We start from the raw sequence: 21,931 nt of genomic DNA on the forward strand, positions 1-21,931 counted from the left end.
CGTGGTCTCTGTTCTTGCCGTCTCCGACGAAACGATCGAAAGCCTGTGGAATCCGCAGGTCCGATCCTTGGGCGTCGACCTGATTCTGGGGGCGGGCGATCTGCCGTTCGACTATCTGGAATACCTCACCGATGTTCTCAATGCCCCGTGCGTGTTCGTTCCCGGCAACCACGACGCGGACCTGACCGGGTACTCCGCCGGCCGTGCCGGATGGATGCGAGCGGGACTGCCGAGTACGTGGCCTGGACCTGTCGGCGCGATCAATGCCGACCGCCGCATCGTGACTGCTGCGGGACTTCGCATTGCGGGGCTCGGCGGATCGATCCGATACAACGGCGGGCCCAACCAGTGGACCCAACGCCAGCAGCGCCGTCGGGCGCGGTCATTGACCCGTACTCAGGCGTGGGCCGAACGAGCGCGCGGGGATCGACGCGGGATCGACGTTCTGTTGACCCACAGTCCGCCGTTCGGGGTGGGCGACGGCACCGATCCAGCGCACGTCGGCTTCGAGTGCCTGGACGACGTGGTCAGGTCCCTGCAGCCGCAGATTCTGCTGCACGGCCACATCCATCCCCACGGACGGACTCCCGACGATCTCGAGATGCACGGATCCGCCGTGGTCAATACCGTCGGATACACCCTTCTCGAGATCGAGCCCGGCCGAGGGCGACTGGATGCAGGGGCACCCACGATCCTGAGGCGACGCCATGGCACGTGACACCGGCTTCCCCGCGGCCGATGCGGAGAACGATTTCACCCGTCAGCGACGGCGCGCCGACATCGCGCGCCTCGTCGGTTGGCTGCGTCGCCAACCGGACGACGTCAACACGATCCTGCCGTTCGACGAGGTTGTCGCCGCGCTCGGCAAGGTCGGTGAACGACAACTGGGCATACAGGTGATCCGCGTCGACTCGATCGTCGGAAGCGTCGATCGCACACGAGATTTCGACAGGTTCTTCAGGCCGACGTCGGCCCGGAGCCGTGAGCGTTGGCAGCGCCTCGCCGCAGCTCAACGACGCGGTGAATCGATGCCGCCGATTCAGGCCTATCGCATCGGGTCCATGCATTTCGTACTCGACGGCCACCATCGGGTGTCGATTGCATTTGCCATGCACCGCACGACCATCGACGCTCTCGTCACCGAAATCGTCACTCGTATCTCCCCTGAAGGGATCACTCGACGCGGCGATCTGCTGATCAAGGATCACCGACGAATCTTTCTGTCCCGGGTCCCACTCGTCGGGAAGGCTCGTGAAGCCGTGACCGTCACGGATCCGTTCGACTACGCCGAGCTCAGCGAAAGTGTCGAGGCCTGGGGGTTTCGGCTGATGCAGGAGCTGTCGGAATTCGTCGACCGTGCGACGGTTGCCCGGCGTTGGTTCGGCGAGGAATTCCTCCCCGTCGTTCGCATGGTCCGCGCGGCCGACATCCTCGAAGGCCAGACCGACGCCGAGGCGTACCTGTGGATGATCCGCGAGCGCTATCGCCTTGTCCGCGAACATATCTGGAACGACGAAATCGTCTCGGAGCTGAGAGAGCGGGCGCGAACTACCGGGCCTCGCTGAACGTCACCTCATGCTGATCGACATCGACATCGGAAACGGCGAACCTCGACATCCGGCGCGCTTCTGCTGCGATCGAGGCCATGGCAGCTTTCGGTAGTCGCCGGTACGGCGTAACGGTGATCACCGACGACGTCTTCGTCGTGGTCATCTTCAGCTGCCCCACAACCTGGCCACCGACGAGCACGACCGGCGGGAACACGCCGTTGACAGTAGAGAGCTTGGCTTTGGCCTCCGCACTCAGGATCCTCGACCGATCCGAATGCGCGAGGATCACATTGTCGAACGCAGCCACGATTCTCACCGGAATACGTGTATCCGGATCAGGCCGCGGCGCGTCGGGGAGATCGAACAGTTCCGCGCCCGATTCCGCGGTGAACGTCACCAGCCGAGGACGTATACGCTCCATCACCTCGGACAACTTCGTCAGACCGGACCATGTCTGGGCGTCGGCGACCGAAGCCGGGCCGAACGCGGCGAGGTAGCGAAACAGCAGCCGCTCGAGAGACGGTGCTACGTCGAGGGCGACGCCTGCCCACTGCTCCAAAGGCACGAGTCGGACCTGGCCCGATTTTCCCCACACCGCTCGCGGCGGTGCCTGCACCACCGGGATCAGGTTTCTCACCGCATGCACGAGCGAAGGTTGCGCGATTTCGGGAAACAGCGGCGACAGGTGGGCTCCCAACTCTGTGGTCGTACACGGACCGTCCGCCATCTTGCTGTTCGCAGCACGGACGATGGCCGGCAAGTCAGCCCCGTCCAACGCATGCCTGTGCAACTGATTGGTCAACAGGTCACCGTCCATGATCGGCTGGACGAGCGGCCGGAGGAAGGCTGCGTCGCGGGCGCTGACCAGATGCACGGTCCCCCGCATCGCCACGATGCGCACCACTCGAGCAGTATCGATCAGCCCCGAGAGCTCCTCGGGTCGGAAGTTCGCGATGCGCGACCACAGCCCGAAGTACGGCGGGAACGGCGCCTGGGCCTGCATTCCGACGAGGTGCTCGATCATTTTTTCGGCAGGCATGTCGACGCGTTCGAGCAGATGCTGCCGCGCCAGCGTGGCGACGCCCACAGCGCGGGTGGAGATAGGTGGTGAGTGTCCTGCCCCGCGCATTCTCGCCTTCCCAGGCCGCGCCAAACCTGATAGTTACTTAGATGCGCACATCAAATTGTTGTAGTTGCTTTGTAAAAATGTAACGAGGTTTTCCCGAATGTCGACCCCTGCTCGCCTCGACGAGCTCAGGCCTGGCCGCCTGTTGCTTCCCGGCCTCTGCTTCGTGGTGATGACGCTGTCCGTCCTCCAGACGATGGTCATTCCCATCGTCGGAACCATCGGCACCCAGCTCGCCGTCAGCACGACGGCCGCCGGGTGGGTGTTGACCGCCAACCTTCTCGCGGCCGTCGTCGCCACTCCCGTCATCGGACGGTTGGCCGACCTCCATGGCAAACGCCCGGTGCTCCTCACGGTGCTGATCGTCGTGCTCGTGGGATCGGTGATCGCGGCGGTGACGCATTCGCTGGCTCTGCTGCTCGTCGGACGGGTCATGCAGGGAGTGTCCTACGCACTGTTCCCGATCGCGCTCGCCCTTCTTCGCGACGAGATGCCGCCGAGGAAACTCGTGGGGGCGATGGCAATCCTGTCCGGAACCCTCGGCGTGGGCGGAGGATTCGGACTCGTCCTCACCGGCCTGTTGACCGCTGACGGTGCCGACTACCACCGCGTGTTCTGGCTGACGGTTGCATTCGTGGCGATCGCAATCGTATTCGCGTGGTTCGGGGTGCCCTCCCGCCCACGGAACGGCTCGGGATCCGTCGACTGGTGGGGTGCCGCGCTGCTTGCCACCGCACTCGTTCTGTTGTTCCTGGCCCTGACGCAGGGGCGGTCGTGGGAATGGACATCGGCGGCGACGCTCGGATGCGCCATCGTCGGCGCGGTCGTGCTCGCACTGTGGTGGATCGTCGAGAACCGCATTTCGGCCCCACTCGTCGCACCGAGGATGCTCAACCACGGTCCCCTGTTGGCCACCAACATCGCGACCGTGTTCGTCGGAGTCGGTATGTTCGTGAACTTCCTGGCGTGCTCGTATTTCGTGCAGACGCCGCGGGAGGTAGCCGGCTACGGATTCGGTGCGGACGTTCTGTCCGCCAGCGTCGTGTACCTGCTGCCGGGGGCTGCGCTCGGTGTGGTCGCCGCAACCCTCAGCGGCGGTCTCATCCGGCGATACGGCCCGCGCCCGATCCTGATCGCGGGCGGCGTCATCGGCATCGCGGGCTTCAGCTTCTTCGCGTTCTTCCACGCCACCTCGTGGCAGGTGATCGCCGCGTCGGCAGTAATCAACGTGTTCGTGTCCTTCGCGTTCGCGGCGATCCCCAACCTGCTGATGGCCGAAGTGTCGGCCGCCGACACCGGGGTGGCCAACAGCGTCAACTCGATCGTCAGGACCGTCGGAACCTCCATCGCAAGCGCGCTACTGACGACCATGCTCGCCACGTACACGATCGCCGGAACCTCGGTGCCGCGGGAAGTGGTGTACACCGCTGCGTTCGTGGTCGGCGCTGTTGCGTGCACAATTGTGACGTTGTCCGCCTTCGCAATTCGGGTGCCCGGATCTCCGGACAGCACACTCACAGCAAGTTCGGTGCGCGAGGGCGCGTCAATCCAGGCGAAACGCTGAGAAACTGCAGGTAGAGCCGTGCTGGTAGAGGACTGCTGAGGTTCTGGGAGAGTGCGGTTTTCGCTTTCGCAGCTCTGAGTGCGTCCCTAGATTCGAGTCGTACGCCAGTTACTCGAAAGGGATTACCACAATGAATGCTCGCACGATCTTGACCCGCACCGCAGTCACCGGCGCCTTGGTCGCAGTTCCGCTCGTCGCCGTCGTCGGAACCGCCTCGGCCGACCCGATCCACGACAACCAGGACCGACAGAATCAGGGGCAGCAGCAGAACCAGCCGCAGCTCGAGATCCCGCAGTTCCAGCTGCCCAATCTGTTCCAGCCGCAACCGGCACCGCTGCCGGCCCCGACTGCGGTGCCCACCTTCGCGCCGAACTTCTTTCAGGGCTTCTCCACCGGTTCCGCGGCCTAGGCGCTACGCACCAGTGGCGCGGTAAGGGCCCCTGTGGGGCACCTAACCGCGCCACTGGCGGCAAGCCGCCCTACAGCGTCAGATTGTCACCCGACGCCGCATCGAACACCGAAATCTTGCCCGGGTCGAACCACAGCTCGACCTCGCCGCCCTCGGCCGCTTTCGACTCTGCGGCCAGACGAGCGACAACCTGCGCACCGGTATCGCCCAGGCCCGCATCGGCAGCAAGCTCCTGCAGTTCTGCCGACTGAACCTTGCTGCCCTTGGATTCGAAGTAGACGTACTTGTCGCTACCCATCGATTCCATCACGTCGACCTTGGCGGTGAAGGTTGCGCCGCTGAGCTTCTGGTACGAGTCGATCAGACCCGCGTCTTCGAAGTGCTCGGGGCGGATACCCACCACGACGTCCCTGCCGGGGTTCTTGTTCTGGATCGCCGAGCGGCGCTCGGCCGGGAGTTCGAATGTACCCAGCTCGGTAGCGACACCGTCGCGGGTCAGCGTTCCCGGTACGAAGTTCATCGACGGAGAACCGATGAAGCCTGCCACGAACAGGTTTCGCGGCTTGTCGTAGAGCTCCTGCGGCGAACCGATCTGCTGCACCAAACCGCCGCGCAGGACCACGACGCGATCACCGAGCGTCATCGCCTCGGTCTGATCGTGCGTGACGTACACCGTCGTGGTGCCGAGGCGCTTCTGCAACCGCGAGATCTCTGCCCGCGTCTGCACTCGCAGTTTGGCGTCCAGGTTGGACAGCGGCTCGTCCATCAGGAACGCCTTCGGCGTACGAACGATGGCTCGGCCCATGGCGACTCGCTGTCGCTGACCACCCGAGAGGTTCGCGGGTTTGCGGTCCAGGTGCTGGCTGAGGTCGAGAATCTTGGCAGCCTCTTCCACCTTCTCGTTGATCTCGTTCTTGCTGAGCTTCGCGAGGGTCAACGGGAACGCGATGTTCTGACGCACCGTCATGTGCGGATACAGCGCATAGGACTGGAACACCATGGCGATATCGCGGTCCTTGGGCGCGCGTTCGTTCACGCGTTCGCCCGCGATGCGCAGTTCGCCGGAGGAGATGTCCTCGAGCCCGGCGATCATGTTGAGCGTCGTGGACTTTCCGCAACCGGACGGACCGACCAGAATGATGAACTCACCGTCGGCGATGGTGATGTCGACGTCGCTTACCGCGGCGGCACCGTCGGGGTAGAGCTTAGTGACTTTGTCGAGAACGATTTCGGCCATGACGGTTATCCCTTCACTGCGCCGGACGTCAAGCCCGCCACGATACGTCGTTGGAAGAAGAGCACGAAGATGATGATCGGAATGGTGATGACCACAGCAGCTGCGGCGATCGACCCGGTGGGCTCCTCGAATTGCGAGCTACCGGTGAACTGCGAGATCGCGGCGGGCACCGTGATCGACCGTTCCGTAGCCGTCAACGAGATGGCGAGGAGGAGGTCGTTCCACGCGAAGATGAACACCAGGATCGCGGCGGTCACGATGCCTGGAGCGGCAAGCGGCGCAATGACCTTGCGGAACGCTTGGGCCGGCGTCGCACCATCCATCTTGGCTGCCTTCTCCAGCTCCCACGGAATCTCACGGAAGAACGCCGACAGCGTGTAGATCGCCAACGGCAGTGCGAAGGTGATGTACGGGATGATCAGGCCGGGCCACGTGTCGAACAAGCCCAGCTTGCGCTCGATGTCGAACAGTGGTGTCACGAGGGAGATCTGCGGGAACATCGCGATGAGCAGTGCCGCTCCGACGAGCAACTTCTTGCCGGGGAAGTCCAGCCGTGCGACGGCGTAGGCCGCCATCGTGCCGATGACGACGGCGATGACCGTGGTGATCAAGCCGATACCGATCGAGTTGATCAGTGCCGAGGTGAACTGGTTGGTCGAGAAGATGCCCTTGTAGTTCTCGAAGGTGAACGATTGCGGAATGAATCTGCCGTCGGCGATGGTGGCCGTCGATTTGAACGAGAGGCTGATGATCCAGGCCAGCGGAACCAGCGCGTACAGAAGTACGAGCGTGTTGATGACGGTCCAACCGACCTTCTTGCGAGGCGTCACGGTCGTCATTACTTACGGCCTCCGTCGTCCGAGCCCGGCGCCGAGGCACCGAACAGCTTGATGAACACGAACGCGATGATGGCGACGCAGAAGAAGATCAGAACGCTGATCGCCGAGCCGAGTCCGAGATTGAATGCGCCGAACAGATTGTCGTAACCGAGGATCGACACCGAGCCGGTACCGTTGCTGCCCTTGGTCAACACGTAGATGTTGTCGAAGATGCGGAATGCGTCGAGGGTACGGAAGAGCACCGCGACGAGGATCGCAGGCTTCATCAGCGGAATCGTGATGCGTATCAACCTCGTCCACGCACCAGCCCCGTCGACCTGTGCCGCCTTCAGCAAATCGTCCGGCACGAGTGCGAGACCGGCGAGAAGCAGCAGCGCCATGAAGGGCGTCGTCTTCCACACTTCGGCGAGTACGACGATGGCGAGCGAGGGAATCTGCTCGGTCAGCGGCGCACTGCCGTCGGGAAGCAGGTTGGCGAGATATCCCGTGCCGGGTGTCCATGCGTAGTACCAGCTGTACGCCGCGGCGACGGTCACGATGCCGTACGGGATCAACACCACGGTGCGGACGAGCCCACGTCCGAAGATGGTGCGGTGCATGATCAGTGCCACCACGAGACCGAGCACGAATTCGATGATGACCGAGATGATGGTGATGGCGGTCGTGACGCCGAAGGCCGTCCACCAGTACCCGTCGGAGAGAACCGTGACGTAGTTCGAGATGCCGACGAACTCACGGTCGTCCGGGAATGCCAGGTTGTACTTCTGCAGGCTGAGCCAGAAGGCATAGACGATGGGATAACCGGTGACGGCGAGCATCATGATCGCGGCGGGAGCGATCAGAAGCAGTCCGAGCCTTCGCTCGGCCTTCTTGCCGTCGGACACGTTCTTCAGGACTGCTTCTTTGTCCAGCGTTTCGCTCATGGAATCAGCCCTTCGGAATTGACTGCCTTGGACACGAGATCGGCGAGCTTGTCCACGTCGGCCACCGGGTCGATGTTCTGCGGCGGGTTCAGCGCATCGGCGAGGAGAATCGAAATGCTCTGGTACGCCGGGGAGACCGGACGAACCGCGGCGTTCTCGATGGAGTTGAGCACTCCCTCCCATGCGGGGTAGACGGCCTGGAACTCGGGATCGGCGTACAACGACGCGATGACCGGAGGCACGCCGCCGTTGACGGCGTTGTTGCGCTGGTTGTCCTCGTTCGTCAGGCACGCGACGGCTTCCCAGGCAAGGTCTTCGTGCTTGGTTGTCTTGGCGACGCCGATGTTGAACCCGCCGATCGTGACCTTCGCCGGAGTATCGGGGACGACCGCGGGATACGGCGCACTGCGGAACACCTCGGCGACTGCCGCATCTTGTTGATCCGCCGGGACATTCGTCAGATCGAGAAACGGAACGGCTCCTGCCGCGGCGTTCTCCTTGATCCCGGGAAGCACGAACGGGTAGTTCACCTGGAACGCGGAGTTGCCTGCCTCCATGCCGAGGCGTGCCGTCGCCTCGTCGGTCTGCGAGATCGACGGGTCGTGTCCGTCGGCAGTCGCGACACGCTTCATGATCTCGAGTGTCTTCTCGGTCGCAGCGCGATGAGCCGGAGTGTCGTTCAGCTCGACGGTGGTGCCGTCCTCACCGACGACCTGTCCCCCGGCGCTGACGAGAAGGCTGTTGAACCACACCATCAAGCCTTCGTACTGCTTGGCCTGAACTCCGATGTAGGCGGGCTTTCCTTGGGCCGCGTTGGATTCGGCCGCGTCGATCAGCTCGTCCCACGTCTGCGGTGGTTGGCCACCGGGCACCTCGTCGGGCCGATACCAGAGCAGCTGAGTGTTCGAGTTCAACGGAACCGCGTACAGCTGGTCCTGCCACTCCGCGGTCGCGAGGGGCCCTTCGAGTGTCGAGCCGTCCCTCAGCTTCGCCGACAGGTCCTCGGGGACGGGCAACGCCCATCCCGCCTCCGCGAACTCGGCCGTCCACACGACGTCGAGCGTCATCAAATCGAGCGAATCATCGTTTCCAGCAAGGCGACGCGCCAGCTGAAGTCGTTGATCGTTCGCGCTCTTGGGAAGAGTTCTCTGTTCCACCTTGTAGCGGCCACCCGACGCAGCCGAGCACGCTTCCGCGGCGGCGGCGTACTGTTCCGCGCCGTCAGCCGCTGTGTAGAAGCTCAGCACCGGAGTGCTGCTGTCGGACGATCCGCAGGCAGCAAGTAGCGGGCTGGCAACCAAGGCCGCGGCAGCCAACACGCCTATTCTGGTTGCGCTTCTCGGCCTCGAACCACCATGCCCACGACTACGTTGTCTCGGCATTCCGCCTCCGTATTCTCGATTACGTGTGCAAAGCTCCCTCGAGCAGACTGCCCTGCACGTAAAGAAACGTAACCGAACTACACGGGCGAAAAGCGAAATTGGGACAATTCCGTGATCTTGACGCGGCGATACTTCTGGGTCAGATCGACAGCTTCGCGAGCATGTCCCGCGCCTTCTCTGCGCTCTTGGGTTCGCACAACACGTCGTACCGTCCCGCGACCAACTGCATGCTCGACGCGAAGTCGCGCTGCCCCTTGGTTGCCGCGTACGGAATTGCCGCCGAGATCAGACCGAAAATGATGCCGCCGATGATGCCGATGATCAACGCTCCGAGGATGTTGCCATTGGTGAAGATGCCGAGAACAAGGCCCAGGAACAGACCGAGCCATGCACCCGAAACTACGCCTCCACCAATTACTTTCGCCCAGGTCAACCGTCCGAGAACCCGCTCGACCTGCATGAGGTCGACACCGACGATGGTGACGTCCTGCACCGAGAACTCCTGATCGGAGAGGTAGTCGACTGCCTTCTGTGCCTCGGCGTAGGTCGGATAGGAACCGATCGGCCAACCGGATGGAGGCGTCGGGAGCCCCTGGCCTGGGCGACCGGGCTGCGAAAGAGGATTCGTCATTCCTCTATTGTGCCCCGTCTCCTACAACTCTCCTAGCGCGCTGTTGTTCGTCTTTCACAGGGGCGAATCCGGCGAGGTGCGAACCATGCCGGCGGCCCGTCCCTTACCCGAGACCACCAACGCCATCTTGCGCGACGCCTCGTCGATCATCTCGTCACCGAGCATCACGGCGCCGCGGCCACCGCCTGCATCCGACGTGTGAAATTCGTACGCCTCGAGAATGTCCTCGGCCTTGTCGAAGTCTGCCTGGCGCGGACTGAAGATCTCGTTGGCAGCGTCGATCTGGGTCGGGTGCAGAACCCATTTGCCGTCGAAGCCGAGCGCGGCTGTTCGCTGCGCTGCGCGCCGGAAAGCATCGACATCACGGATCTGCAGGTACGGTCCGTCGATTGCCTGCAACCCGTGAGTTCGAGCGGCGAGGAGAATGGTCATCAGTATGTGGTGGTAGGCGTCTCCGGTGTCGTACCCCTCGGGCTGCTCGCCGACCACGAGGGTGCGCATGTTCACGCTCGCCATCAGATCCGCCGGACCGAACACCAGCGTCTGTACCCGTGGGCTTGCGGTTGCGATCTCGTCGATGTTGCGCAGACTCCGGGCGCTCTCGATCTGCGGTTCGATGCCGATGGCACCGACGTCGAGACCGCTCGTCTTCTCCACCTGAGTCAACAACAGGTCGAGCGCCTGCACGTGAGCCGCCGTCTCGACCTTGGGGAGCAGGATCGCGTCGAGATTGGCACCCGCACCGGAGACCACGTCGATGACGTCACCGTAGGTCCAGGGCGTCGTCCAGTCGTTGACGCGCACCACCTTGAGTTGCGAACCCCACCCATCGGAATTGAGGGCTTCGACGATCGCACCGCGTGCCTCGACCTTGGCGATCGGCGCGACGGCATCCTCCAGATCCAGAAAGACTGCGTCCGCGGGCAGGCCCTTGGCTTTGCCGATCATCTTCGCGGAGCTGCCGGGTACTGCGAGTACGGATCGACGGGGACGGCCCTGCTGCACCGAACTCATGGATGTCTGATTCTCCTCGTCGATTCTCGTCTTGACACCGGGACCGCTTAACCTTGCCATCATGGCAGCTCTGAGTAAGGTATTCGCGGCCAGGCTCGCTGGTCTGGTCGTTCTCGGCCCCGACGGCGAATCCATCGGGCGCGTCCGCGATCTCGTGGTCTCGATGCGCGTCGGCCGCGCCCAACCCCGCGTCCTCGGTATCGTTGTCGAACTCGCCACTCGCCGAAGAATTTTCGTGCCGATGCTGCGCGTGACGTCGATCGAACCGAACTCTGTCCAGCTCACCACAGGCAACGTCAGTCTCCGAAGATTCTCGCAGCGGGCGAACGAAATTCTGGTGTTCGCACAGATTCTCGACTCCAAGGTTCGCGTCGACGACCCAGAACTCGAGGAACTCCACGATTCGGATTCCATCGTGGTCGATCTCGGTATCGAACTGACCCGCACCAGGGACTGGCTCGTCGCCCGCGTCGCGGTTCGTCGTCAACGCGGCAGGCTTGCTCGCCGCGGCGCCATCCACGTCGTCGACTGGCAACACGTGCAGGGGCTGACGCAGAACGAACTGTCCCTCCCCGGGCAAGGCGTCGCACAGTTGTTGATGCAGTTCGAGGATCTCCGTGCCGCAGACGTCGCCAACGCGATGCGCGAATTGCCCGTCAAGAGGCGCATGGAAGTGGCTCACGCACTCGACGACGAGCGGCTCGCCGATGTCGTGCAGGAGCTCCCCGACGACGATCAGGTCGAGATGATGCACTACCTCGGCGTCGACCGCGGAGCCGACGTGCTCGAGGCCATGGACCCCGACGACGCGGCCGACCTCCTCGGAGAGCTGCCCGAGACCGAGGCGGAATCGCTGCTCAGGTTGATGGACCCCGAGGATTCGGCGCCTGTCCGACGATTGCTCGAGCACTCCCCCGACACCGCGGGCGGTCTGATGACCCCCGAACCGGTGGTGCTCACGGCGTCGACCACGGTCGCCGAGGCCCTCGCCCGCGTCCGCAACCCGGACCTGACGCCTGCGCTGTCGTCGCTCGTGTTCGTCGTGCGACCTCCGACGGCTACCCCGACAGGCGCGTACCTCGGGTGTGTTCACCTTCAACAACTGTTACGAGAACCGCCGGCCAGTTTGATTGGCGGCGTTCTGGACAAGGCGCTGCCGCGACTGAGTCCCGAGGACAGCCTCACCGCTGTCACACGATATTTCGCGACGTACAACCTCGTCTGCGGGCCCGTCGTCGACGACGAGGATCACCTCGTCGGAGCCGTCACGGTCGACGACGTACTGGACCATCTTCTTCCCGAAGACTGGCGTGATCAGGAGGTGGCAGGACAGTGAAGGACTCCGCACGGCAACGGATGGACACCCCACAGGGGTCACGTCTGTTCAACTTCCATCTCGACGTCGACCTCGGAAAATCGGGCGAACGCGCCGCACGTTTCCTGGGGACCGGCCGGTACCTGGCAATCCAGACGATCATCGTCATCGTCTGGATCTTCCTCAACGTCGCCGTCGTCGCACTTCGGTGGGATCCGTACCCCTTCATTCTGCTCAACCTGGCGTTTTCGACGCAGGCCGCCTATGCGGCTCCGCTCATTCTGCTCGCGCAGAACCGCCAGGACGACCGAGACCGTGTCTCGCTCGAGGAGGACAGGTCGAGGGCGCAGCAGACGAAGGCCGACACCGAGTTTCTCGCCCGCGAACTCGCGTCGCTTCGCATCGCCGTCGGCGAGGTCGCCACACGCGACTATCTGCGACGTGAACTCGATGAAATTCGAGAACTTCTGGAACAGGCGACTGGCCAGACGTCCTCGCCGTCGAAGAAATCGCGGAAGAAGTCGCGCCAGCCATCGATCGACGAGGCGGATGATTCCGAAGTGCAGAACGCCCCCAAACTGTAACGTGTTCTCATGCGGCCGACGCGACGAGCTGGGATTCCCCTTCTCGCGTCGGCTGTTGTGCTGACCGGGGCCGCAGCCGCGCTCGCGTCCGCATCCGTACCCCCGAAAGCGCCCATCGTTGCGGCGCAGCAGGCGCCGCTGCCGCCATCGGCGTCCATACCCGGGTTGGCGACGCCGCCGACCCGGGCCTGGCCTGCGCTGAGCGCGCCGGTTCCCGCGGCGCCGGTGGTGTCCGAGCCGGTGCCGGTCCCATCCGCAGTCCCGAGGGCGACGATCCCGACGCCCGTGATCGGCGCCCTGGGCATTCCCGAGTCCGTACTCGACGCCTATCGTTCGGCCGAGGCGGCGTTGGCGTCGGACATGCCGTCGTGCGGGCTGGCCTGGAATCTGCTCGCCGGGATCGGCCGGATCGAGTCCGGGCATGCACGCGGCGGCCAGGTGGATGCCGACGGGACCACAGCCACGCCTGTTCTGGGCCCCGTCCTCGACGGCTCTCTCGCGGGCAATACTGTGATAGTCGACACGGACGGCGGCGACCACGACGGCGACCGCGCCCACGACCGCGCCGTCGGACCGATGCAGTTCATTCCAGGGACGTGGGCCCGATACGCCGCCGACGGCAACGGCGACGGCGTATCCGATCCGAACAACGTGTACGACGCCACCCTCGCGGCTGGGCGGTATCTGTGCTCGGGTGGGCTGGATCTGACCAAGCCGGCCGACGAGGCCGCGGCGGTGTTTCGGTACAACAACTCGGCTGCGTACGTCGCCGACGTGCTCGCTTGGTCGGCCGCGTACCGAACGGGCGCCGAGTCCGTGAAGGACACCGGGGCTACTTCCGTACCCACGCCGACGACCGGTCCGGCGCAGCCGACCACGCCCGTACCGACCACACCCGTGCCGACTGCCGACCCGCCCGCCCCACCACCGATGCCTGCGATCGTCCTGCCGACTCTGCCACCCTTGCCGTGCCTGATTCTCTGCGCTCCCACACCCGCACCCGTCGGTTGATAACGGCGAGGTAACGGAAGCATCTCGAATCAGGTACCCTCGACTCCGGTTTCAAAACAAGCTGGAGGTATCAAGGCGTGGGACGTCACAGAAAAGCATCGAATTCCACTGTTCGCCGGAATTCGGTGATAGCTCTGACCGGACTGGTCCCTGCCGGACTCATCACCGCAGCCACGAGCGCAGGCGCGACCGAATACATCCCGTTCATGACGACGAACTCCAGCGCACAACAGGCCAGCACGGTCGTCGAAACACCGGAACCCCTGCCCGCGGAGACCGAAGCACAACCGGTCGCCCAGGGAGAAGCACCCGTCGCGCTCGCCGCGCCCCTGCTCCCCGGTTCCGGAGATCCCCGACCCCGAATTGCCGACGAACCTCGCCGCGAGCCCCATCGCAATACCGACCGTCAACGTGTCCGCCTACAAGAACGCCGAGCGGATCCTCGCCGAGGTCCAACCCGCGTGCGGCATCAGCTGGACCGTCATCGCAGGAATCGGACGCGTCGAGTCGACGCATGCGAACAACGGCAAGGCCGACGATCTCGGCAAGCTTCTCGAACCCATCCTCGGCCCCCGCCTCGACGGCAGCCTTGCAGGCAACAACGTCATCGCCGACACCGACGGAGGGGCGCTCGACGGCGACCCGAACTTCGACCGCGCAGTCGGGCCGATGCAGTTCCTTCCCGAAACCTGGAACCGCTACAAGGCCGACGGCAACGGCGACGGTATCTCCGATCCGCAGAACCTCTACGACGCAGCCCTCGCCACGGGTGACTACCTGTGCGACGGTGGCCTCAATCTTCGCGATCTCGGCCAGACCACCACGGCGATCCTGCGCTACAACAACTCGATGGCCTACGTCGCCAACGTCCTCGCCTGGTCCACCGGTTACGCCACCGGCATTGTCCCCACTTCGGATCAGTTGCCGCGTATTCACTGAGGGTCATTCCGCAGGCTCCACTCCCGGTTCACTAGCATGGACACATGTCAGTACTGACGGAATCCGACGTTCGAAGCGCACTCTCGAAGGTCATCGATCCGGAAATTCGCAAACCGATCACCGACCTGGGAATGGTCAAGGGCGTCACCATCGGCGACGGCGGCGCCGTCGACATCGGCATCTACCTCACAACTGCTGCATGCCCGCTGAAGACCGAGATCAGCGACCGCGTCACCAAGGCCGTGGCCGACGTTGCAGGCGTCGGAGCCATCACCGTCGAGCTCGACGTCATGAACGACGAGCAGCGCACCGAGCTTCGCAAGTCCCTGCGCGGCGATTCTGCCGAACCCACCATCCCGTTCGCTCAACCCGGCTCGCTGACGCGTGTGTACGCGGTCGCGTCGGGCAAAGGCGGTGTCGGTAAGTCCTCGGTTACCGTGAACCTGGCGGCGTCGTTGGCCCGGCGTGGACTCTCGGTGGGTGTGCTCGACGCCGACATCTACGGCCACTCGGTTCCGCGGATGCTCGGCAACGACGCAAAGCCGACCCAAGTCGAGAAGATGATCATGCCGCCTCAGGCGCACGGCGTGAAGTTCATTTCCATTGCACAGTTCACCTCCGGCAACACACCTGTCGTGTGGCGCGGTCCGATGCTTCACCGCGCACTTCAGCAGTTCCTCGCCGACGTGTTCTGGGGCGATCTGGATGTGCTCCTGCTCGACCTCCCACCCGGCACAGGCGACATTGCAATCTCGGTTGCTCAGTTGATTCCCGGCGCCGAAATCCTCGTCGTCACAACTCCGCAGCAGGCTGCCGCCGAGGTCGCCGAACGTGCAGGCGCGATCGCACTGCAAACGCGTCAACGCATCGCAGGCGTCGTGGAGAACATGTCGTGGCTCGAACTTCCCGACGGCAGCCGGATGGATATCTTCGGATCCGGTGGCGGACAGGATGTTTCGGACCGTCTCACCAAGGCCGTCGGCGCCCCAGTTCCACTGCTGGGCCAAATCCCGCTGGACACCGCTGTTCGAGAAGGCGGCGACGCAGGTACGCCGATCGTCCTCGGCCACCCGGAGACACCGGCCGCGCAAGCATTGGAACAGGTGGCCCAGAAACTCGCGGTACGAGAGCGCGGTCTGGTCGGTATGTCGCTGAACATCGACACGACCCGAAAGGGCTAGTACCACCCGATTACAGACCTGTCGAGGGTTCCCGTCTTATGATTTGCCAAGAATCATTCCCTCGATAGAGAGTGGCCTGCATGAAGACGCCGCATCGGAGCAGGCCGGTATTCGTACCGATACTGCTCGCACTGTTCGTGACACTGCTGGGCTCGCTGCTCGGCCCTGGCCTCGCGTCAGCGCAACCAGACCCCTCGGTTCAGAATTACCGTATTGCAACGGATACCACGTTCGCGCCCTTCGAATTTCAGGACGAGAGCGGGAACCTCGTCGGAATCGATATGGATCTCCTCGCTGCTATTGCAGCCGATCAAAATTTCGACTACACCGTCGAGCAAGTCGGTTTCGACACCGCCCTTCAGGGCGTCACGAGCGGACAGTTCAACGGCATGATCGCCGGAATGTCGATCACGGAACCACGGAAAGCCACCTTCGATTTCTCGGACCCCTACTTCGAATCCAATGTTCAGATGGGGATCTTGGAGGACAACGAAGACATCAAGGGCTACGAGGATCTACGCGGCAAGACCGTCGCCGTCAAGACAGGCACCCAGGGCGCTGAATTCGCCGCCTCGATCGCGGACCAATACGGTTTCACGGTACGACCTTTCGACGAGTCGGCAACGATGTACGAGGAAGTCAAAACACGCAATTCGGTAGCTGCATTCGAGGACTATCCGGTCCTGCAGTACGGCATCAACCAGGGCAACGGATTCAAAATCGTCACGGACAAGGAATCCGGCGCCAACTACGGGTTCGCAGTTGCGAAGGGCAGCAACGCTCAACTTCTCGAGCAATTCAATGCCGGACTCGAGAACATCCGAGCCAGTGGCGAATACGACAGGATCGTCGACACGTACATCGGCGCGGAAGCGACCACCTCGGACACCTCGATTCCCGGACTCATCGCCAGCAGCTGGCAGCTGCTGCTGAAGGGCCTGTGGCTGACGATCGTTCTGACGGTCATCTCCATCGCTATTGCTCTGGTACTCGGCGCGATCTTCGGCCTGTTCCGGGTCTCGACCAACATCGTGCTCCGCGGAATCGGAACCACGTATGTCGACATCTTCCGTGGGACACCGCTTCTGGTGCAGGCTTTCTTCATCTATTTCGGCGTCCCCGCTGCGCTCGGCTTCCAGATGTCCGCCTTCACGGCAGGCATCATCACGCTCTCGCTGAACGCGGGCGCGTACATGGCAGAGATCGTCCGCGGCGGTATCCTCGCCGTCGACAAGGGCCAAATGGAAGCATCACGAAGCCTCGGTATCAGCTATCTCAAATCGATGCGACGCGTCGTCATGCCGCAAGCGATCCGCACGATGATCCCGTCCTACATCAACCAGTTCGTCATCACGCTGAAGGACACGTCGCTGCTGTCGGTCATCGGCCTCGCCGAACTGACTCAGACCGGACGTCTGATCATCGCCCGCAACTTCGAATCGTTCAACATGTGGCTGATCATCGGCGTCATGTACTTCATCATCATCATGGCTCTCACCAAGCTGTCGAACCGGCTCGAGAAGAGGATCAACAAGTGAGCACCAAGATTTCGATCAAGGCGCTGGAGAAGGCGTTCGGCGACAACACCGTCCTCAAGGGCATCGACGCCGAGATCACCAACGGCGAGGTCGTCTGTGTCATCGGGCCTTCGGGATCCGGCAAGAGCACATTCCTGCGATGCCTCAACAAGCTGGAAGAGATCACCGCAGGACACGTCGTCGTCGACGGCATCGATCTCACCGACAAGAGCGTCAATTTGGACAAGGTGCGGCAGAACATCGGCATGGTGTTCCAGCACTTCAACCTCTTCCCGCACATGACGGCGCTCGAGAACGTCATGCTCGCGCCCGTCGAGACGAAGAAGATGTCGAAGTCTCAGGCGAAGGAAGCGGCGTTGAAGCTGCTCGAGCAGGTGGGGCTGTCCGAGCGGGCGAACTACAAGCCCGCCAACCTCTCCGGCGGACAGAAGCAGCGCGTCGCGATCGCTCGCGCTCTCGCGATGAGCCCGTCGATCATGCTGTTCGACGAAGCCACGTCGGCGCTCGACCCCGAAATGGTCGGCGAAGTCCTTCAGGTGCTGCGCGATCTGGCCACGGGTGGAATGACGATGGTCGTCGTGACACATGAAATGGGCTTCGCCCGCGAAGTAGCAGACCGCGTCATCTTCATGGCCGAAGGCGTGATCGTCGAGGAAGGAACACCGGACCAGCTGTTCGGCAACCCGCAGAACCCTCGCACCCAGGACTTCCTGAACAAGGTGCTGTAGGTTTCGCCGACCCCGTATCGCTTGAATGGACCGTGCACACTATCTGACCGTATGAATGGACCATTCAAGCGATACGGGAGCCGAACCTACGTGGCGTCGGAATCGATGGGCGGATTCTGGCCCGACGGAAGACTCGTGTTCGACGCCGTCCCGCTCGGTGATGCCTTGTCCAGTGACGGCTTGTCCAGTGACGGCTTGTTCAGTGAGGACTTGTTCAGGGACGGTGTGTTCGGGGTGCCGTTCGAGCTACCTCCCGGCCCCTTCGTGTCGAAGTTGCCGGTGAAGATGGAATCGTCCCCGTCGAGGAGATGCTTGGTGATGACGGCGCGCGGGGTCATTCCGCGCAGCTGATTGAGATCCGACAGTGGTTTGCGGAAGTCCTCGAAGTCGGTGCCGAGTTCGTCCTTGAGTTGCTGGCTCGCGCCGTTGGCGTAGTCCTTGACCTGACGAATGGATTTGGTGACCCAGGAGATTGCGCCGGGAAGCCGGTCAGGCCCGAGGATAACGAGTGCGGCTACCAGGAGAATCATGAACTCTCCCCAGCCGATGTTGGCGAACACGTCGGCCAGTCTAGTCCGAAATCGGAGTGACGGTGACGTCGACGAGTCGGCCCGAACGAACCAGCTGAACCGGCGTCGACTGGCCAATCTCGCTGGCCTGCACGGCAACGACGAGTTCGTCTGCGCTTGTAACTGCGCGGTCACCGACCTTGGTGATGACGTCACCTTCGACGATGCCTGCCTGCTGTGCCGGGCCGCCGGATCGAACGTTCGCGACTTCGGCCCCCGAGGTGGCGTCGTTGATCACCGAGCGAGCGTTGACGCCGATGTCCGGGTGCTTCATTTCACCGGTAGCGATGAGCGACTGTGCAACCTTGGTTACATCGTCGATGGGGATGGCGAAGCCGAGGCCGACCGACCCACCGCTCTCGCTACGGATCGCCGAATTGATGCCGATGACGCGCCCTTCCGCGTCGATCAGCGGCCCCCCGGAGTTGCCAGGGTTTATTGCTGCGTCGGTCTGTACCGCGTCGATGACGGCATCCGTGTCGGTGCCCTCGCCGGACAGCCTGACCGGTCGGTCGAGCGCGCTGACGATTCCGCGAGTCACCGTTTTGCTCAAGCCGAGCGGTGAACCGACCGCAACGACGTCCTCGCCGACCTGAACGTCGGCGGAGTTGCCGAGTTCGGCGACCGTGAGGTTGCCGACATCGGCCTTGAGCACCGCGAGGTCGGTCTTGACGTCTCGGCCGACGATGTCGGCGGGGACCTTGGTGCCGTCCGAGAAGGTCACCTGCAGCGTTGCGCGGTCCGGGTTGGTGGCTGCCATGGAGATGACGTGATTGTTGGTGACGATGTAGCCCTCGCCCGCGATGACCACTCCCGATCCGGTGCCTGCGTTGTCTCCGAGCGTCACCTGGATGGACACCACGGACGGCAGCACCGCATCGGCGACCTTTGCGACCTGGCCTTGCGGGAGATCCTCGCCCGTCGACTGGGCCAGGTTCACTTTTTGGCTGGTCAACGCGCCGGTGACCTCAGCTGTTTCCCTGCCGATCAAGCCTCCGACAAGGCCGATGGCGAGCGCGAGAACACCGAGTACGACGAGTGACTTCGGAGCTACGCGCTCACCGAACAGGACCTCGCGGACGCCGAGCTTGGGGCCGACCGGCTTCTCGGGAGGGACGGGCGTTTCGGCGGCCGCTGCGCCGAGCCGGACAAGGGAGGTGGGGTCGCGCCACGGGTCTTCCGGTTCCGCTTCGGGGGCGGGGGGACCGGTGGGCGCATCCGGATCGCGCTGGAGGGATTCCTCGGCGTCGTCCGGCCGTCCGAACGCCTCTGCGAGGACTGGATCAGGGGAGCGCGAGGTGATCTTCGGGGACGGAACGGAACGACCGGCCGGCGGAGTGAACGAGCCCTCGACGTCGCTCGGCCGTCCGAAAGCAGCGGCAGACGCAGGGTCGACCGCGGGCCGATACAGCGGCCGAGGAGGCAGTCGTGGTGCATCTGGGTCAGTAGTGGTGCTCACGCGTTCCCGGTACCCCTCGCTTACGTCGGTCACAGCGGCCAAGGTTACACAGCGCCGCAATCACCTGCGTCGTCTGCGAAGGCTTGCAACCGATGTCACGATGACTCGACGCCTTCGTTCGACGTCGCCTTTTGCCTCCGCAGGCTCGCACATGGGGATCTGGTTGAGAAGTCCGAGAAGAGAATGCGGCATCGAGACCTCGCCGGAATCCTTCAATGCGCTGCGGGCCTGTTGCTGGGCATCGACTTCGGCGGCACACTCGGGGCACTCGGCGATGTGCCGGGCCGCGCGCAGGTAGGCCGCCATCCGCAGTTCACCGTCAGCGAAGGCCGCTACGGCCTCGCTGGCCAGATGCTCGGTGGAGTTGAACCGCCGTGGCTTGTCAGCCTGCGTCATCCAACCCTCCTGATGGCTAGTGGGCACTTGCGTGAGAAGAGTCGACCTTCCCGTTCACTCGAAGGTACTCCCGTAGTGCCGCGCGTCCCCGATGGATCCGGCTACGAACCGTTCCCAGCTTGACTCCCAGTGTTGCACCGATCTCCTCGTACGACAGTCCTTCGATGTCACACAGCACGATTGCCGCACGGAATTCGGGTGCCAGCGAGTCGAGCGCCGACTGTAGGTCAGGATCGAGTCGGGCGTCGTGGTAGATCTGCTCGGGGTTGGGTGTCTCGGACGGAACGCGGTCGTAGTCCTCCGGAAGGGCTTCCATTCGGATGCGATTGCGGCGACGAACCATGTCGAGGAACAGGTTGGTGGTGATGCGATGCAGCCAGCCTTCGAAGGTGCCTGGCTGGTAGTTCGACAGTGAGCGGAAGACACGAATGAATGTGTCCTGCGTGAGATCCTCGGCGTCCTGTGCGTTGCCGGACAGGCGGTAGGCGAGACGGTAGACACGGTCGCCGTGCTCACGGACCAATTCGTCCCAGGACGGCATCGTCGTGGCTTCGCCGGTAGCGTCGAACACGGCCGTACCGCTGAGGTCCTCGACCGAACCCTCGGACTCTGCCCCGGGTAAAACCGAGGTGTCGCGATCTTCGTTGATCTTGTAGATGGCTGGATCCTCCTGCTCAGGAACACGTACCGGTGCGGCTCCCGTTGCCGTGTACAACCCCCGGCACCGTCGAGTTGTTCCTGTTCGTGTTGCTTGTCGATCAAGCGATCACAAGTAGCCTCTCCCACCCGCGTGTGGCACAGATATGAATTAGCTGAGGCGCTGCTGAGAAAATCTCCGCGCAATCATCCGAGTCACTCCGCAGGCTGCGCTCGGGCCACGCTAACCTCGCCTTGTGTCGACAAACGCCGAGAAGTTGCTCGCCTACGCCGAGGATTCCGCTCAGGAGGACGAGGTACTGGTCTCGGCCAGGGAACGCGCCGAGGAACTGGGCGCGTCTCCCGTTCCCGCTTCGGTCGGCGCAATCCTGAGCATCTTCACCCAGATGCTCGGCGCCAAAACCGTCGTCGAAATCGGAACCGGTGCAGGCATCAGCGGACTCTGGCTACTCGACGGCATGCGCGACGACGGCGTCCTGACCACGATCGACACCGAACCTGAGCACCAGCGCGCAGCCAAAGACGCCTTCCGCGCCGGAGGCATCCCCCCGTCGCGCACGCGCCTGATCAACGGCTGGGCCCTCGACGTGCTGCCGCGGCTCGCCGACGACACCTACGACCTCGTGTTCATCGATGCCAGCCCGGTCGACCACTTGCATTTCGTGCAGGAAAGCGTTCGCCTGCTGCGTCCCGGCGGCGTGCTCGTTCTACACAACGCCCTGCTGAACGGGCGTGTGCCCGACTCGACCCAACGGGACGCGACGACCGTCGCCGTGCGATCCGCAGCCCGCGCCATCGCCGAGGACGACCGTCTGACAACGGTCCTTCTCCCCCTCGGCGATGGGCTGATCTGCGCTTCGCGCAGCTGAGTCGGGCCAG

22 protein-coding genes and 1 pseudogene are annotated in these 21,931 nt (G+C 63.5%); 12 read left to right on the forward strand and 11 right to left on the reverse strand.

The window, feature by feature from the left end; all coding sequences use genetic code 11:
• Position 1: 1 nt before the first annotated feature.
• Together D8W71_RS23780 and D8W71_RS23785 are read left to right on the forward strand one after the other, a co-directional pair.
• Positions 2–718 (forward strand): metallophosphoesterase family protein, encoded by a 717-nt coding sequence (locus D8W71_RS23780; protein ID WP_121117149.1) that lies wholly within the window; start codon positions 2–4, stop codon positions 716–718.
• Positions 708–1,565, forward strand: coding sequence for a chromosome partitioning protein ParB (locus D8W71_RS23785; RefSeq protein ID WP_121117151.1), 858 nt, complete (start codon positions 708–710; stop codon positions 1,563–1,565). Before D8W71_RS23780 ends, D8W71_RS23785 begins: the two co-directional genes overlap by 11 nt.
• On the opposite strand, the gene D8W71_RS23790 is transcribed toward D8W71_RS23785, so the two are convergent.
• The gene (locus D8W71_RS23790; protein ID WP_121117153.1) at positions 1,549–2,679 is read right to left on the reverse strand and encodes a winged helix DNA-binding domain-containing protein; all 1,131 of its coding nucleotides are present in this window, start codon (positions 2,677–2,679) and stop codon (positions 1,549–1,551) included. The genes D8W71_RS23785 and D8W71_RS23790 overlap by 17 nt on opposite strands.
• Before the next feature lie 97 nt (positions 2,680–2,776).
• Here D8W71_RS23790 and D8W71_RS23795 point away from each other — a divergent pair, with 97 nt between their 5' ends.
• Positions 2,777–4,240 (forward strand): MFS transporter, encoded by a 1,464-nt coding sequence (locus D8W71_RS23795; RefSeq protein ID WP_121117155.1) that lies wholly within the window; start codon positions 2,777–2,779, stop codon positions 4,238–4,240.
• A gap of 130 nt (positions 4,241–4,370) precedes the next feature.
• Positions 4,371–4,649 (forward strand): hypothetical protein, encoded by a 279-nt coding sequence (locus D8W71_RS23800; protein WP_121117157.1) that lies wholly within the window; start codon positions 4,371–4,373, stop codon positions 4,647–4,649.
• A 70-nt stretch (positions 4,650–4,719) separates the two neighbouring features.
• Here the strand turns inward: D8W71_RS23800 and D8W71_RS23805 are convergent, their stop codons facing one another.
• The 6 genes from D8W71_RS23805 to D8W71_RS23830 form a co-directional block, all read right to left on the reverse strand.
• Positions 4,720–5,886, reverse strand: coding sequence for an ABC transporter ATP-binding protein (locus D8W71_RS23805; RefSeq protein WP_121117159.1), 1,167 nt, complete (start codon positions 5,884–5,886; stop codon positions 4,720–4,722).
• Between the two features lie 5 nt (positions 5,887–5,891).
• The gene (locus tag D8W71_RS23810; RefSeq protein WP_121117161.1) at positions 5,892–6,725 is read right to left on the reverse strand and encodes a carbohydrate ABC transporter permease; all 834 of its coding nucleotides are present in this window, start codon (positions 6,723–6,725) and stop codon (positions 5,892–5,894) included.
• Positions 6,725–7,648 (reverse strand): carbohydrate ABC transporter permease, encoded by a 924-nt coding sequence (locus D8W71_RS23815; protein WP_121117163.1) that lies wholly within the window; start codon positions 7,646–7,648, stop codon positions 6,725–6,727. Before D8W71_RS23815 ends, D8W71_RS23810 begins: the two co-directional genes overlap by 1 nt.
• The gene (locus tag D8W71_RS23820; RefSeq protein WP_121117165.1) at positions 7,645–8,967 is read right to left on the reverse strand and encodes an extracellular solute-binding protein; all 1,323 of its coding nucleotides are present in this window, start codon (positions 8,965–8,967) and stop codon (positions 7,645–7,647) included. Before D8W71_RS23820 ends, D8W71_RS23815 begins: the two co-directional genes overlap by 4 nt.
• Before the next feature lie 202 nt (positions 8,968–9,169).
• Positions 9,170–9,661 carry a general stress protein gene (locus tag D8W71_RS23825; RefSeq protein ID WP_121117167.1) on the reverse strand — a complete coding sequence of 164 codons (492 nt, stop codon included), beginning with the start codon at positions 9,659–9,661 and terminating at the stop codon, positions 9,170–9,172.
• A 54-nt stretch (positions 9,662–9,715) separates the two neighbouring features.
• Complete coding sequence (locus D8W71_RS23830) at positions 9,716–10,675, reverse strand: HpcH/HpaI aldolase/citrate lyase family protein (protein WP_121117170.1); 960 nt, start codon at positions 10,673–10,675, stop codon at positions 9,716–9,718.
• Positions 10,676–10,736: 61 nt separating this feature from the next.
• Between D8W71_RS23830 and D8W71_RS23835 the strand changes: the two genes are divergently transcribed.
• From D8W71_RS23835 to D8W71_RS23865, 7 genes and pseudogenes are all read left to right on the forward strand, one after another.
• Positions 10,737–12,011 carry a magnesium transporter MgtE N-terminal domain-containing protein gene (locus D8W71_RS23835; protein WP_121117172.1) on the forward strand — a complete coding sequence of 425 codons (1,275 nt, stop codon included), beginning with the start codon at positions 10,737–10,739 and terminating at the stop codon, positions 12,009–12,011.
• A gap of 20 nt (positions 12,012–12,031) precedes the next feature.
• Positions 12,032–12,574, forward strand: a complete 543-nt coding sequence (locus D8W71_RS23840) for a DUF1003 domain-containing protein (protein ID WP_121119838.1) — start codon at positions 12,032–12,034, stop codon at positions 12,572–12,574.
• 9 nt (positions 12,575–12,583) lie between these two features.
• Positions 12,584–13,585, forward strand: coding sequence for a lytic transglycosylase domain-containing protein (locus tag D8W71_RS23845; RefSeq protein WP_121117174.1), 1,002 nt, complete (start codon positions 12,584–12,586; stop codon positions 13,583–13,585).
• 77 nt (positions 13,586–13,662) lie between these two features.
• Positions 13,663–14,524 (forward strand): annotated as a pseudogene (locus D8W71_RS23850) (lytic transglycosylase domain-containing protein).
• Between the two features lie 44 nt (positions 14,525–14,568).
• Positions 14,569–15,705, forward strand: a complete 1,137-nt coding sequence (locus D8W71_RS23855; protein ID WP_121117176.1) for an Mrp/NBP35 family ATP-binding protein — start codon at positions 14,569–14,571, stop codon at positions 15,703–15,705.
• 80 nt (positions 15,706–15,785) lie between these two features.
• Entirely contained in the window at positions 15,786–17,243 is a 1,458-nt protein-coding gene (locus D8W71_RS23860; RefSeq protein ID WP_121117178.1) for an amino acid ABC transporter substrate-binding protein/permease, read from the forward strand.
• Entirely contained in the window at positions 17,240–17,971 is a 732-nt protein-coding gene (locus D8W71_RS23865) for an amino acid ABC transporter ATP-binding protein (RefSeq protein WP_121117180.1), read from the forward strand. Before D8W71_RS23860 ends, D8W71_RS23865 begins: the two co-directional genes overlap by 4 nt.
• Positions 17,972–18,057: 86 nt before the next feature.
• On the opposite strand, the gene tatB is transcribed toward D8W71_RS23865, so the two are convergent.
• Genes tatB through sigE form a run of 4 tightly spaced genes read right to left on the reverse strand, consistent with a single transcriptional unit; the run spans position 18,058 to position 21,044 of the window.
• Positions 18,058–18,531: a Sec-independent protein translocase protein TatB gene (tatB, locus tag D8W71_RS23870; protein WP_121117182.1), complete on the reverse strand. Its 474-nt coding sequence runs from the start codon at positions 18,529–18,531 to the stop codon at positions 18,058–18,060.
• A 10-nt stretch (positions 18,532–18,541) separates the two neighbouring features.
• Positions 18,542–20,041 carry a trypsin-like peptidase domain-containing protein gene (locus D8W71_RS23875; RefSeq protein WP_121117184.1) on the reverse strand — a complete coding sequence of 500 codons (1,500 nt, stop codon included), beginning with the start codon at positions 20,039–20,041 and terminating at the stop codon, positions 18,542–18,544.
• Between the two features lie 18 nt (positions 20,042–20,059).
• Positions 20,060–20,395 carry a hypothetical protein gene (locus tag D8W71_RS23880; protein ID WP_236077591.1) on the reverse strand — a complete coding sequence of 112 codons (336 nt, stop codon included), beginning with the start codon at positions 20,393–20,395 and terminating at the stop codon, positions 20,060–20,062.
• A 16-nt stretch (positions 20,396–20,411) separates the two neighbouring features.
• Positions 20,412–21,044, reverse strand: a complete 633-nt coding sequence (gene sigE, locus D8W71_RS23885; RefSeq protein WP_121119840.1) for an RNA polymerase sigma factor SigE — start codon at positions 21,042–21,044, stop codon at positions 20,412–20,414.
• Between the two features lie 244 nt (positions 21,045–21,288).
• Between sigE and D8W71_RS23890 the strand changes: the two genes are divergently transcribed.
• On the forward strand, positions 21,289–21,921 hold the full coding sequence (locus D8W71_RS23890; RefSeq protein ID WP_201265177.1) for an O-methyltransferase: 633 nt from the start codon (positions 21,289–21,291) through the stop codon (positions 21,919–21,921).
• Positions 21,922–21,931: the final 10 nt, after the last annotated feature.

This window comes from Rhodococcus sp. P1Y, from assembly GCF_003641205.1.
In the GTDB taxonomy this organism is placed as follows: domain Bacteria; phylum Actinomycetota; class Actinomycetes; order Mycobacteriales; family Mycobacteriaceae; genus Rhodococcoides.

Bases quoted from the DNA above. Each gene is read 5' to 3' on its own strand.
- D8W71_RS23785 (WP_121117151.1), top strand. From the start codon at position 708: ATGGCACGTGACACCGGCTTCCCCGCGGCCGATGCGGAGAACGATTTC.
- D8W71_RS23790 (WP_121117153.1), bottom strand. From the start codon at position 2,679: ATGCGCGGGGCAGGACACTCACCACCTATCTCCACCCGCGCTGTGGGC.
- D8W71_RS23795 (WP_121117155.1), top strand. From the start codon at position 2,777: ATGTCGACCCCTGCTCGCCTCGACGAGCTCAGGCCTGGCCGCCTGTTG.
- D8W71_RS23800 (WP_121117157.1), top strand. From the start codon at position 4,371: ATGAATGCTCGCACGATCTTGACCCGCACCGCAGTCACCGGCGCCTTG.
- D8W71_RS23805 (WP_121117159.1), bottom strand. From the start codon at position 5,886: ATGGCCGAAATCGTTCTCGACAAAGTCACTAAGCTCTACCCCGACGGT.
- D8W71_RS23810 (WP_121117161.1), bottom strand. From the start codon at position 6,725: ATGACGACCGTGACGCCTCGCAAGAAGGTCGGTTGGACCGTCATCAAC.
- D8W71_RS23815 (WP_121117163.1), bottom strand. From the start codon at position 7,648: ATGAGCGAAACGCTGGACAAAGAAGCAGTCCTGAAGAACGTGTCCGAC.
- D8W71_RS23825 (WP_121117167.1), bottom strand. From the start codon at position 9,661: ATGACGAATCCTCTTTCGCAGCCCGGTCGCCCAGGCCAGGGGCTCCCG.
- D8W71_RS23830 (WP_121117170.1), bottom strand. From the start codon at position 10,675: ATGAGTTCGGTGCAGCAGGGCCGTCCCCGTCGATCCGTACTCGCAGTA.
- D8W71_RS23835 (WP_121117172.1), top strand. From the start codon at position 10,737: ATGGCAGCTCTGAGTAAGGTATTCGCGGCCAGGCTCGCTGGTCTGGTC.
- D8W71_RS23840 (WP_121119838.1), top strand. From the start codon at position 12,032: ATGGACACCCCACAGGGGTCACGTCTGTTCAACTTCCATCTCGACGTC.
- D8W71_RS23845 (WP_121117174.1), top strand. From the start codon at position 12,584: ATGCGGCCGACGCGACGAGCTGGGATTCCCCTTCTCGCGTCGGCTGTT.
- D8W71_RS23855 (WP_121117176.1), top strand. From the start codon at position 14,569: ATGTCAGTACTGACGGAATCCGACGTTCGAAGCGCACTCTCGAAGGTC.
- D8W71_RS23860 (WP_121117178.1), top strand. From the start codon at position 15,786: ATGAAGACGCCGCATCGGAGCAGGCCGGTATTCGTACCGATACTGCTC.
- D8W71_RS23880 (WP_236077591.1), bottom strand. From the start codon at position 20,395: ATGACGCAGGCTGACAAGCCACGGCGGTTCAACTCCACCGAGCATCTG.